The sequence below is a fragment of the Plantibacter sp. Mn2098 genome (genome assembly GCF_049319745.1).
In the GTDB taxonomy this organism is placed as follows: Bacteria; Actinomycetota; Actinomycetes; order Actinomycetales; family Microbacteriaceae; genus Plantibacter.
Genome location: NZ_JBMOUH010000001.1, coordinates 481,339 through 493,097, shown reverse-complemented (window position 1 = coordinate 493,097; position 11,759 = coordinate 481,339). Strand labels below are relative to the sequence as shown.

Genomic DNA, 11,759 nt, shown 5'->3' with positions numbered 1-11,759 from the left:
AGTAGATTGGGTTGGCTTGGTGCATGCATTTAATTCTGCCCAGCTGCCGTCCCGACAAATGAGGTTGAATGCACTATCTCAAGGAGCTGGCTTCCGCCAGAGAACTCCTCGCGAATCTCACCCTTCGCGATATCCGAGGTCAGTACAAGCGCACCGTGCTCGGTCGTGTCTGGTCATTGGCGAGTCCGCTCTCCGCGATGCTCGTCTACACCTTCGTGTTCTCATTCATCTTCAACATCAAGCCTGCGGCCGGTGACCCGAGCGGTGTCAACGTCTTCGCGATCTGGCTCCTGTGCGGCCTCCTGCCGTGGACGTTCTTCTCCTCTGCCATCTCTGCCGGCATGGGATCGGTCGTCGGCAACTCCGGACTCATCACCAAGGTGTACTTCCCACGTGTTGTCCTGCCGATCTCATCGGTCCTGACAGTCGGATACAACTGGCTGTTCGAAATGGGCGTACTCGCCATCGCGTTGCTCATCGTCGGTGCGAATGTGCTGCCGTGGCTTCCCCTGGTCGCTCTGATGATGCTCGTCCTCGTGTTGTTCGCGACCGGCGTCGGACTCGCGTTGAGCGTCGCGAACGTGTATTTCCGCGACACGCAGTACCTGTTGACGATCATCCTGCAGATCTGGATGTACCTGACGCCGATCGTCTACCCGGAAACGCTCGTCCGTGAACAATCCGCGAAGGTCGGCGGCCTCTTCGGCACCAATATCTCGGTAATGGACATCTACTCGCTCAATCCGATGCTCCACTACGTACACGTCTTCCGAAACATGTTGTACGACAACCGCTGGCCAGACACCGCAGATGTACTCGCGTGCATCGCCTGGGCCGTCGCCGCGATCGCCGTCGGCATGTTCGTGTTCGCCCGCAAGGAAAAGAGACTGGCGGAAATCCTATGACCGACATCGCAGTACGCGTCGACTCGGTGAGCAAGAAATTCCGGCTCTACCACGAACGCAACCAGAGCTTGAAATCCGCCATCATGCGTCGGCGAGTGTCCGTGCACGAGGATTTCTGGGCATTGCGCGACATCAGCTTCGAAGTGCCGACAGGTTCCACCTTCGGTCTGATCGGCAGCAACGGGTCAGGAAAGTCGACCCTGTTGAAATGCCTGGCGAAGATCCTGTACCCGGAGAACGGTTCGATCACGTCCTTCGGGAAGGTCGCAGCGCTCCTCGAAGTCGGTTCCGGTTTCCACCCGGAGCTCTCAGGACGCGAGAACATCTATCTCAACGGATCGATCCTCGGCATGAGCCGGAAGGAGATCGACAAGAAGTTCGATGCAATCGTCGACTTTTCGGGAGTGGAACAGTTCATCGACCAGCCGGTGAAGAACTACTCGTCCGGCATGTACGTCCGGCTGGGCTTCTCAGTGGCGATCAACGTCAACCCCGACGTGCTGATCGTCGATGAAGTCCTCGCAGTGGGCGACGCCGAGTTCCAGGCGAAGTGCTTCGGCAAATTCGAAGAGTTCAAGGCCGCCGGCAAGACGGTCATCCTCGTCAGCCACTCGATGCCGACAGTCAAGACCATGTGTGACCATGCTGCGTGGATCAACAAGGGGCATCTACAGGCTGTCGGCGAGGCTGCACCGACCATCGCGGCATACGAGGCATCCTATCCATCGTGACCCTCGCGGATAGAGTTCGAGACAAACTCCGACGCGAGCGTCTCGCGCTCGTCGAACATGTACGGCGTTTTCGGGTGAAAGCTTCTTCGGAAGCGGTCTACACGAGGCGCGTCAGGTGGCGCAATCGACCGGGTACGCATCTCGTTCGACGCGGACGATCCGACACACGGCGGCCTGGGATCGTCGGAACCATCAGACTCCGCGACGAAGCCCTGCTGCTGAAGGACACACTCGACCACCTCGCCGGGTTCGTGGACACGATTATCGTGTTCGACGATGCGAGCACCGACGACAGCGTCGCGATTGCGCTGGACCATCCCGCCGTCCACTCGGTCATCAGCAATCGCACGTGGCGTGCGTCGAACCGCATCTGGGAGGAGACCGCCAATCGACGGATTCTCCTCCAGCATGCACTGAAGCTGTCGCCGGAGTGGATCTTCTACTCCGACGCCGATGAACGTTTCGAAGGCGACATCAGGGAGTACCTCCTCGAGACCTGTCCTGCCGACGTCCAGGCGGTGCGCATCTCACTGTTCGATGCCTACATCACGCCTGAGGACGCGGCACCGTTCGAGTCCGGAGACCGTCTGTGGAACTTCCGCAAGCGATTCGGGCCGGAGCGTCGCAACATCATGATGGCTTGGCGAGCGAACGGCGACATCGACTATCGGCTCCCCGACTCTCGTGAACCCCAAGGCATCACGGGGACCGTGGTCACTCGATTCGCATGCCAGCACTACGGCAAGGCCCTCTCCATCGAGCAATGGGATGAGACCTGCCGCTACTACGTGAAGCATTTCCCCGCGCTCTATCGCGACAAGTGGGCTGCTCGGATCGGCAAGGCAGTGCATACGGAATCCGACTTCGGTCGCCCCTTGTACGCGTGGAACGACGTCGCAGCGAATGCCGTCGACATCTGACCTCGCTGTGAGCTGTCGGCGCTACGCGCCCGCGAGCTGCGTTCGGATGTCCGCGTAGGTCGCCGCGACGCCGGCGTCGAGCGACGTGAGGGTCGGTGAACCGAACTCGTCCGAGTACCGTTTTGTGTCGAGCACCACGCTGTCCACGAACGTCGCAGGGGTCTCTCGAATCTCGATGTCGAAGTCGACACCGGTCACTCGACGCAGCGAATCGAACACTTCGGTGATCGAGGAGCCGACCCCGCTGCCGAGGTTGTAGAGGGTGTGCTCAGTCGTCCGGTCGACGAGCGGAATGATCATCCGCACGAGGTCTTCGACGTACACGTAGTCACGGATCATGCTGCCGTCGCCGAACTGCACGACCGGCAATCCGAGTGCGATCTGCCGCAACGCGATCGGGATGAGCCCTTGACGGCGGTTCACTCGCTGACGGGTCCCGAACGGGTTCGAGATCCGCAACGAGGTCGAGGCCAGGCCGTGCCTCGTCCTGAAGTAGCTGAGGTAGTGCTCGATCGCCAGTTTGCCGATGCCGTACGGGGAGATCGGCAATGCCCGGTCCGTCTCCGAGTAGCTGGTCTTGTCCTGCGGGCCGTAGATGGCGCCGCCCGTCGACGCGAAGTAGAAGTGCCCGACACCGGCATGGACACACGCCTCGAGCAGTTCCACGGTCTGTGCGACGTTCGTCCTGATGTCGAGCGTCGGGTCGTTCTCCGCCGTCGCCGGTGTCGTCGTGGACAACAGGTGGAACACGGCATCCTGTCCGGTCACGGCCTCTTCGAGGTCCGATCGGCTGAGGAACTCCCCCGCGACGACCTTCGCGGCACCGGTGGCGAAGGTCGTCGTGCCGCCGCTGAAGCGGTCGAAGGCCGTGACGGTGTGCCCGTCATCCGCGAGCGCCTCGACGAGGTGGGAGCCGATGAATCCGTTGGCCCCGATGACGAGCGTCTTAGCCACGCATCGCCCGTTCGAACGCGTCGACGAACTGGGTGCCGGAATCCGACCAGTCCACATTCTCGACTGACTTCGACATGGCGACAGATCGTGCGACGGCATCCTCGTGGTCGAGGATCTCTGCGAGCTTCCTGGCGATGGCCCGTGGGGACGGTTCGACGTATTCGATGTTCGGGTTGTCCGAGACCATGCGGTTGTTCGGCCCGTCGTTGACGACGGGTGTGACACCGCTCGACATCAGTTCGAGCGGAAGGAGCGACATGTTCGTGAGGGACAGGACCAGCCCGGCACCGCATCGGTTGTACACGTCGTTGAGCTTGTCGATCTCGAGCGATGCGAGATTGTTGTGCTTGAACGGGATGTCGAATTCCGACACGTCCCAGCCCGCGAGGTTGATCATCACGTCCGGCTTCAAGGCGGCGAACTCCGTGAGCGCCAGGATGCCGAGCTCGAACGCGCGACGCGGCGTGACGGGACGGGCGTAGAAGAACACCTCCTTGCGCGGCTCGAGGTTCGTCACGCTGTAGTGGGCCTTGTCCACGGCGAAGTCGAACGAGTCGCACGCCATGCCGTAGTCGCTGCTGAGCTTGTGCTTCAGCCAGCCTCCGGCGGTGATGCCGTGGAAGCCGAACTTGTAGGTGTTCTCAGCCAGGATCGCCTGGGATCCGAGCGGGTAGAACAGCGGCTCGAAGTCCTGGACGAAGTAGAACCGGCGAGCGCTCGACGCGTCGCGGTACACCGGGTAGGCGGTCTCCCAGCCGGTGGCGAACAGGGCCTGCGTATCGGGTCGGACACCGGCCACCCGGTCGTACTCGACGATGTCTGCCTTGAGATCCGGGTAGGCGGACGACTGCTTGAGCATCGTCTTCGTCGCCGCGAGCGTCGGCCCGGCGCCGACGTTGTCATACAGGTAGATGGTGCACTCGTGACCGGCCTGCTCAGCGAAGTTGATGAATCGGAACAGGTTCTGGTGCCCGCCGCTCTCCTTGCCAGGAGGCGACATGATCCAGGCGATCCGCACCGGCCCGTCCGTGACGACCGTCGGTGATGCGAGTCGAGGTGCAGGCTCGGTCCAGTCGACGTCGGACACGTCGTCGGAGTCGACGAGCATCGAACCGACCGGAGTGCGGGTCAGGAGCTTGATGGCGGTGCGCTGGGCGATGTATCCGGCGAAGTTGCGCGGGCCCTCGTCCTTGAGGAGCTTTCGGGCTCGACCGAGACGCTGGCGGAATCTGTTGACACCCATCTCAGACCTGCTCGCCGAGCAGCGACTGCAGGTACCGGCCGTAGCCGCTCTTGACGAGCGGAGCCGCGATGACGGCGAGCTGCGCGTCATCGATCCAGCCGGCACGCCAAGCGATCTCCTCGATGCAGCCGACCTTGAAGCCCTGTCGGTCCTCGATGACGCGGACGTACTCCGACGCCTGCATCATGGACTCGAACGTTCCGGTGTCGAGCCAGGCGGTGCCACGGTCGAGGACCTGCACCTGAAGCGATCCCTGCTGGAGGTAGCGCTCGTTGACCGTGGAGATCTCGAGCTCGCCACGGGCGCTCGGCTCGATGGTCTTCGCGATCTCGACGATCGAGTTGTCGTAGAAATAGAGCCCTGGGACGGCGTAGTTGCTCTTCGGATTGGCCGGCTTCTCCTCGATGGAGAGTGCCGTGAAGTTGTCATCGAACTCGACGACGCCGTACGCCTTCGGGTCGGCCACCTGGTACGCGAAGATCAGGGCGCCGTCGATGTCGTTGTGGCTGCGCAATGCCGAGCCGAGGCCCGTGCCGTGGAAGATGTTGTCGCCGAGGACGAGCGCGACGCTCTCGTCTCCGATGAACTCCTCACCGATGATGAACGCCTGCGCGAGGCCGTCCGGCGAAGGCTGCACCGCGTACTCGAGGCGGATGCCGAGCTCGGAACCGTCGCCGAGCAGCGCGCGGAACTGCGCGTTGTACTCGGGCGTCGTGATGATGAGGATCTCTTTGATCCCCGCCATCATGAGCGTCGACAAGGGGTAGTAGATCATCGGCTTGTCGTAGATGGGCATGAGCTGCTTCGAGATGCCCTTGGTGATGGGCCACAGCCTGGTGCCGGATCCTCCGGCGAGAATGATTCCGCGCATCGGTCAGTTCCCCTTCAACGTCTCGTAGAAGGCGCGTGCGGCCTCCCAGGTGGGCAGCAGGCCGCTCGCAGCGGCCTCGGACAGGCCGGGGGCCTCGGTGTCCTTGGGGGACAACAACGGTTCTCCCGCTTCCGGCGGGAGGACCAGGCCGATCTCGGCGTCGAGCGGGTTGATCCCGTGCTCCCTCTCCGGACGATACGTGTCGGTCACGAGATAGCTCACGGTCGCATCGTCGGTGAGCGCGACGAAGCAGTGGCCGAGCCCCTCGGAGATGAAGATCGCCTTGCGGTCGGTGTCGTCGAGCAGGACCGTGTCCCACTGGCCGAACGTCGGCGAACCGACGCGGATGTCGACGACGTAGTCGAGGACGGCACCACGCGTGGCGGTGACGTACTTCGCCTGGCCGATGGGGATGTCGGCGAAGTGGATGCCGCGAACCGAGCCGCGCTTCGACACGGAGGTGTTCGACTGGGCGAGCTTGATGGATCGACCGGTCGCCTCTTCGAGCTTGTCGAAGCGGTACCACTCGAGGAAGACTCCTCGGTCGTCACCGAACTGCTTCGGGGTGATCTCGTAGCTGTCTGGCACATTCAGTTCGCGGATCTGCACCACAGGAGTCTAGCAAGACGGCCGTGTGCGGGCTGAGGACTGTCTGAGTGGCGTTCCGATCGACGTCGACCAGGAGCGCTCTCCGCTTCTGGCGAGGGGAAGACGTTACGATTGCAACGCCACACCCGAGAGGACCACACCCTTGACCTACCTCATCACCGGAGCATCCGGCATGCTCGGCCACGACCTGCAGGATGCCCTCGCCGGGCGGGAGGTCACCGCTCTCGGTCGCGCAGCCCTCGACGTCACCGACCTCGACGCGGTGCGCGCCGCCGTCGCCGGCCACACGGTCGTCATCAACGCCGCCGCGTACACGAAGGTCGACGACGCGGAGAGCCACGAGGACGACGCGCACGCCGTCAACGCGCTGGGTGCCGAGAACCTCGCCATCGCCGCCCGTGAAGCCGGCGCAAGGCTCGTCCAGGTGTCCACGGACTACGTCTTCAACGGCTCGGCGACGACGCCGTACCAGGAGAACGATCCCCTCGACCCGATCAGCGCGTACGGCCGCACCAAAGCGGACGGCGAGCGTGCGGTTCGCGCGGAGCACCCCGACGGCTCCTACATCGTGCGCACCGCCTGGTTGTACGGCCAGCACGGCCCGAACTTCGCAGCGACGATGGCGAAGCTCGCCAGGAACGACGTCTCCCCCGCCGTCGTCACCGACCAGGTGGGTCAGCCGACGTGGACGGTCGACCTCGCGCGGCAGATCGTCGCCCTGCTCGATGCTAACGCCCCGGCCGGGATCTACCACGGCACCAACGCGGGCATCGCGACCTGGTTCGACTTCGCGCAGGCCGTGTTCGCGGCCGTCGACGTCGACCCTGAGCGTGTGCAGGAGACCGACAGCTCCGCGTTCGTCCGACCCGCACCGCGGCCCGCGTACTCCGTGCTCGGACACGACGCGTGGACCGCTGCAGGACTCTCCCCCATGCGCGACTGGCGTGAAGCCTTCGCGGAGGCCGCAGAACGCGGCGTCGTGGCGGCACGATGACGACCCTCCGCGTCGTCGTCGACCAGGTCGCAGCACCGGTTCCCGGCGGCATCGGCCGGTACACGGATGAGCTCACGCGCGAACTCATCGCGACCGCCCCAGCGGACTGCGAAGTGGAGGGCATCGTCTCCGCAGTGAGCAAGGAGAAGTTCGACCAGATCGAGGCGTCCTTCCCCGGACTCGCGGCGCTGCACCGCACGGCCCTCCCCCGACGTGAGCTGAGCGCCGCGTGGCAGCTCGGCATCGTCACCCAGGGGCTCGCGAACGGCATGGTGCACGCGCCAGGCCTCCTGGCCCCGCTCACGAGGCACGATCGCGGCACGGACGGCAATCAGATCGTCGTCACCATCCACGACACCCTCGCCTGGTCACACCCCGGCTCCCTGACGCCGATCTCGGTCGCGTGGCAGAAGGCCATGGTCAAGCGCGCCAGGAAGCACGCGGATGCCATCGTCGTGCCGACGCACGCGGTCGCGAACGAGCTCCGGAGCTTCGTCGACTTCGGCGATCGGATCCGCGTGATCGGCGGGGCTGCCGCGAGCAGCCTCGTCCTCCCGACCGATGCGGACGGCCGTGCTCGTACCCTCGACCTCCCGAGCGAATACCTGTTGACGATCGGATCGCTCGATCCTCGACGCGGGATCACCGAACTCATCACCGGGCTCGGCCGGCCAGGGGCTCCCGATCTGCCGCTGCTCATCGTCGGCCAGGACTCGTGGGGAGACATCACGCTCGCGGAAGTCGCCGACGAGGCCGGTCTCCCAGAAGGACGGGTGCGCGCCCTGGGCTTCCTCGACGACGCAGACCTCGCCGTGGTCCTCGACCGCGCATCGGCGTTCATCTATCCGAGTCTGGCCGAGGGCTTCGGCCTCCCGCTCGTGGAGGCGTTCCGCTTCGGCACCCCGGTCATCCACTCCGACGTCCCAGCACTCGTGGAGGTCGGCGGCGGCGCCGGCGTGGTCGTCGAGTCCGGTGCGAAGGGGTACCCCGAACGTCTCGTCGCCGCGATCGAGTCCGTCCTCGGCGACTCGAAGCGGCTCGACCAGCTGCGCATCCTCGGCACCGACCGTGAGCAGGCGTTCAGCTGGCGCGACTCGGCGGAGCGCGTCTGGCAGTTGCACGCCGACCTGTAACGAGCGTCGCACCAGGCATCGCCGCACCAGACATCGCCGCGTCCGGCGCCGCACCAAGGCACCGCGCCAGGTCAGCCCTACGGCGTCGGACTCGGCGTCACCGGCCAGAGCGCCTCGTGCACCATCTGCTTGATGAGGTCGTAGTCAGGCTCTTCCGGATCGATCGTCGGCGGGGTGAACTCGATGCTCGACATCCCCTGCTCCTTCGTCTTCCCCGCGAGATTCACGAAGTAGCCGAGGGCTTCCTGCGGCACGTCCGTCTTCACGACGTCCGGGCTCGCCTTCGCGATGTCCTGGAACCTCGTGAGCACGTTCGCCACCGAGAACTGGGCGAGCATCGCCTGCTGCACCTGGCGCTGCCGGTCGATGCGGTCGTAGTCGGTGGAGCCGTGGCGCGCACGGGCGTACATCAGCGCGTGCCAGCCGTCCATGTGCTGCTTCCCGGGCTCGATCCACTCGGTGACGTTGCTGAGGTCGGCGTCGCCGTCCATCGGAACCCGGCTCTTCGCATCGATCTCGATGCCGCCGAGGGCGTCGATGAGCTGCGCGAACCCGTACATGTCGACGAGGACGTAGTACTGGATCTTGAGCCCGGTGATGCCCTCCGCAGCCTGCCGCATGGCCTCGATGCCCGGCTCGCTCCCCTGCTTCACCGCGTTGGGGAAGAGGTCGGGGTTCTTCAGCTCGACCTCCGTGTAGATGGAGTTCAGCTGGCAGACGTCGACGTTGCAGTCGTCGTTGTACCCGTCGGGGTAGAGCGTGGACATCTCCGAACCGGCGGGGAACGGGATGTCGATGAGGTCGCGCGGGAGGCCGAACGCCGTCGCCTTGCCCGTCTCGGCGTTGACACTGATGACCGAGGTGCTGTCGGGGCGCATGCCGTCGCGGTCAGGCCCGGCGTCGCCACCGAGGAGCAGGAAGTTGTAGTAGCCGTCCTCCGCCGGCTTCGACGGCGCCGCGGTGAAGATCGACGTGATCGTGCCGCGCGCCGACCCGGCGAGCACCGCACCGTAGCCGGCCGTCCCGGCGACAGCGACGAGGGCGATCGTCGCGAACGCCGCAACGGCGAAACGCGCGTTCGGCGATGCCTTCACCAGTCGGACGAGGCGCAGCGTGTCGAGCGTCAGCACGACCCACAGCACCGCGTACAGTGCGAGCAGCACCTGGGCGGCGGTCAGCGCGAACCAGTTGGTCGCGACATTGTAGATGACCGTCGGCCAGAGGAAGAAGACGACGACGGCCGCGATCACCACGAGCCACAGCGTGAGCGTGCACCCGAGGCCGAAGCGGCCGAGTCGACGGTTCCCGGCCAGCACCTGCGCCGAACCGGGGATGAAGATGTTGAGCAGGACGAGCCACCAGGCGCGCTTCGTCATCACCTCGCGCGAGCGGGTGTCCGGGTATCGAATCGGCTTCGACGAGGCTGCTGCGCTGCTCATACCTGGGACTTGAGGTTCCTGTTCTTCTCCTCGACCTGCGCGGCGAGGTCCGTCGCGTAGTCGGCGAGCTTCGTGGTCAACGAATCGTCAGCGGTGGCGAGCACCTTCACGGCGATGAGCCCGGCGTTCTTCGCGCCGCCGATGGAGACCGTCGCCACCGGGACACCGGCCGGCATCTGGACGATGGAGAGGAGCGAATCGATGCCGTCGAGCCGCGACAGCGGGACGGGCACGCCGATCACGGGGAGCGTCGTCACCGAGGCGAGCATGCCAGGCAGGTGGGCCGCCCCGCCCGCACCGGCAATGATCGCCTTGAGCCCGCGCTCATGGGCGGACTTGCCGTAGGCGATCATCTTCTCGGGCGTCCGGTGCGCTGAAAGCACCTCGACCTCGAACGGGACGCCGAAGTCGCGAAGCACCTGCGCGGCGTCGCTCATCACGGGCCAGTCGGAATCGGAACCCATAACGACGCCGACGAGCGGCGTGGAGGAGAGATCAGGCATGAGGACCATGGTAAGTCCAGCCGCCTGAACGTCTCCCCACGACGCGCGGCCGACACCTGTCGGTGACCTGAATTGGGGCCGTCGATGCGGATTCGACCGGAATCTGGAACAATGGCCTCTGAAGGGGAGTAGTTCCCGCGGTCCATGCAGATGGACGAAGAGGCATGTCGACACACTGGTCCGCAATCGGACCCGGCATGTCACCCGGATTCAGGTCCGGGCGAACGAGACCTTCGGTTCATACGCGATGCGTACGGCCGGAGTGTTCCTGATTCCGGTCGTTCGAGACCAGGAGTCCTCATGACCGACACCCAGACGGCGCAACACCCGCCTGCGGCGCCATCCCCCAAAGAGCTCCGCCGTTGGCGGAAGTACCTCGCGGACGAGCGTGCGGAAGCCGCCGTGTACCGCGACCTCGCGAGCCGCCGCACGGGCGAGGAACGCGACATCCTGCTCGCCCTCGCCGCTGCCGAGAAGCGCCACGAGACCCACTGGCTGACGCTGCTCGGCGACCAGGTCGGGATGCCCCAACGAGGGGAGTTCCGCACCCGCGCGCTCGGCTTCCTCGCCAGACGGCTGGGCGGCGTCTTTGTGCTCGCGCTCGTCCAGCGTGCGGAGTCCCGATCCCCGTACGCCACCGATGCTGCGGCCACGGAGCGCATGGCGGCGGACGAACAGATCCACGAGGAGGTCGTCCGCGGGCTCGCCGCCCGCGGCAGGAACCGCCTGTCCGGCACGTTCCGGGCCGCCGTGTTCGGCGCGAACGACGGCCTCGTGAGCAACCTCGCCCTCGTGATCGGCATGAGCGCGACGGGCGTCTCCAACGAGATCGTCCTCGCAGCCGGACTCGCCGGGCTGCTCGCCGGAGCGCTCTCGATGGGCGCCGGGGAGTACGTCTCCGTGCGGTCCCAGCGTGAACTGCTGGAAGCATCGAGCCCAAACCCCGCCGCACAGGATGCGCTCACCCACCTCGACGTCGACGCCAACGAGCTCGCGCTCGTCTACCGGGCGCGCGGCATGGAGCCGGACGAGGCCGAAGGCCACGCGGCCGACGTCCTCAAGCGTGTCACTGCAGGCACCTACCAGGGCGAAGGGAACGACGAGGAGACGGCGTCCGACGACCACGAAGCGATCGGAACCGGCTTCGGAGCGGCGCTCTCCAGCTTCTGCTTCTTCGCATCAGGCGCCATCATCCCCGTGCTCCCCTACCTGCTCGGGCTGCAGGGCTTCACGGCGCTCATCGTCGCAGCCGTCCTCGTCGGCATCGCGTTGCTGTCGACCGGCGCGGTCGTCGGCCTGCTGTCCGGTGGCCCGCCCCTGCGGCGTGCGCTCCGCCAGCTCGCGATCGGATACGGCGCAGCAGCTGCGACCTACCTGCTCGGTCTGCTCTTCGGAGCGAATGTCGGGTAGTGGGTCTGTAGCCCGGTCTCTGACGTGTGGCCCGGTCACTGAGCTTG

At 65.4% G+C, this 11,759-nt stretch carries 12 protein-coding genes; 6 read left to right on the top strand and 6 right to left on the bottom strand.

The genetic code is table 11. The features are described 5' to 3' along the window. Nucleotides 1–68 precede the first annotated feature (68 nt). From ACL9RL_RS02160 to ACL9RL_RS02150, 3 genes are all read left to right on the top strand, one after another. Entirely contained in the window at nucleotides 69–905 is an 837-nt protein-coding gene (locus ACL9RL_RS02160; protein ID WP_422778565.1) for an ABC transporter permease, read from the top strand. After that, the gene (locus ACL9RL_RS02155; RefSeq protein ID WP_422778564.1) at nucleotides 902–1,636 is read left to right on the top strand and encodes an ABC transporter ATP-binding protein; all 735 of its coding nucleotides are present in this window, start codon (nucleotides 902–904) and stop codon (nucleotides 1,634–1,636) included. Before ACL9RL_RS02160 ends, ACL9RL_RS02155 begins: the two co-directional genes overlap by 4 nt. Nucleotides 1,637–1,710: 74 nt before the next feature. Next, on the top strand, nucleotides 1,711–2,556 hold the full coding sequence (locus ACL9RL_RS02150) for a glycosyltransferase family 2 protein (protein WP_422778563.1): 846 nt from the start codon (nucleotides 1,711–1,713) through the stop codon (nucleotides 2,554–2,556). Between the two features lie 21 nt (nucleotides 2,557–2,577). On the opposite strand, the gene ACL9RL_RS02145 is transcribed toward ACL9RL_RS02150, so the two are convergent. From ACL9RL_RS02145 to ACL9RL_RS02130, 4 genes are read right to left on the bottom strand one after another with little or no spacing between them, the layout of a single operon-like run. Then, nucleotides 2,578–3,510, bottom strand: a complete 933-nt coding sequence (locus tag ACL9RL_RS02145) for an NAD-dependent epimerase/dehydratase family protein (RefSeq protein ID WP_422778562.1) — start codon at nucleotides 3,508–3,510, stop codon at nucleotides 2,578–2,580. Continuing rightward, a complete protein-coding gene (locus ACL9RL_RS02140) occupies nucleotides 3,503–4,753 on the bottom strand; it encodes a glycosyltransferase family 1 protein (RefSeq protein ID WP_422778561.1) in 1,251 nt (416 codons plus the stop codon). The genes ACL9RL_RS02145 and ACL9RL_RS02140 overlap by 8 nt, the downstream gene beginning before the upstream one ends. Before the next feature lies 1 nt (nucleotide 4,754). Continuing rightward, a complete protein-coding gene (gene rfbA / locus ACL9RL_RS02135; RefSeq protein ID WP_422778560.1) occupies nucleotides 4,755–5,624 on the bottom strand; it encodes a glucose-1-phosphate thymidylyltransferase RfbA in 870 nt (289 codons plus the stop codon). Between the two features lie 3 nt (nucleotides 5,625–5,627). Beyond that, nucleotides 5,628–6,233: a dTDP-4-dehydrorhamnose 3,5-epimerase family protein gene (locus ACL9RL_RS02130; protein WP_422778559.1), complete on the bottom strand. Its 606-nt coding sequence runs from the start codon at nucleotides 6,231–6,233 to the stop codon at nucleotides 5,628–5,630. Nucleotides 6,234–6,375: 142 nt separating this feature from the next. On the opposite strand from ACL9RL_RS02130, the gene rfbD reads away from it, so the two are divergent. Continuing rightward, nucleotides 6,376–7,227 (top strand): dTDP-4-dehydrorhamnose reductase, encoded by an 852-nt coding sequence (gene rfbD / locus ACL9RL_RS02125; protein WP_422778558.1) that lies wholly within the window; start codon nucleotides 6,376–6,378, stop codon nucleotides 7,225–7,227. Further along, a complete protein-coding gene (locus ACL9RL_RS02120) occupies nucleotides 7,224–8,360 on the top strand; it encodes a glycosyltransferase family 4 protein (RefSeq protein WP_422778557.1) in 1,137 nt (378 codons plus the stop codon). The genes rfbD and ACL9RL_RS02120 overlap by 4 nt, the downstream gene beginning before the upstream one ends. A gap of 77 nt (nucleotides 8,361–8,437) precedes the next feature. On the opposite strand, the gene ACL9RL_RS02115 is transcribed toward ACL9RL_RS02120, so the two are convergent. After that, nucleotides 8,438–9,799: an LCP family protein gene (locus tag ACL9RL_RS02115; protein ID WP_422778556.1), complete on the bottom strand. Its 1,362-nt coding sequence runs from the start codon at nucleotides 9,797–9,799 to the stop codon at nucleotides 8,438–8,440. Continuing rightward, complete coding sequence (purE, locus tag ACL9RL_RS02110) at nucleotides 9,796–10,302, bottom strand: 5-(carboxyamino)imidazole ribonucleotide mutase (RefSeq protein WP_422778555.1); 507 nt, start codon at nucleotides 10,300–10,302, stop codon at nucleotides 9,796–9,798. Before purE ends, ACL9RL_RS02115 begins: the two co-directional genes overlap by 4 nt. Before the next feature lie 300 nt (nucleotides 10,303–10,602). On the opposite strand from purE, the gene ACL9RL_RS02105 reads away from it, so the two are divergent. After that, nucleotides 10,603–11,712 (top strand): VIT1/CCC1 transporter family protein, encoded by a 1,110-nt coding sequence (locus tag ACL9RL_RS02105; RefSeq protein WP_422778554.1) that lies wholly within the window; start codon nucleotides 10,603–10,605, stop codon nucleotides 11,710–11,712. Nucleotides 11,713–11,759 lie beyond the last annotated feature (47 nt).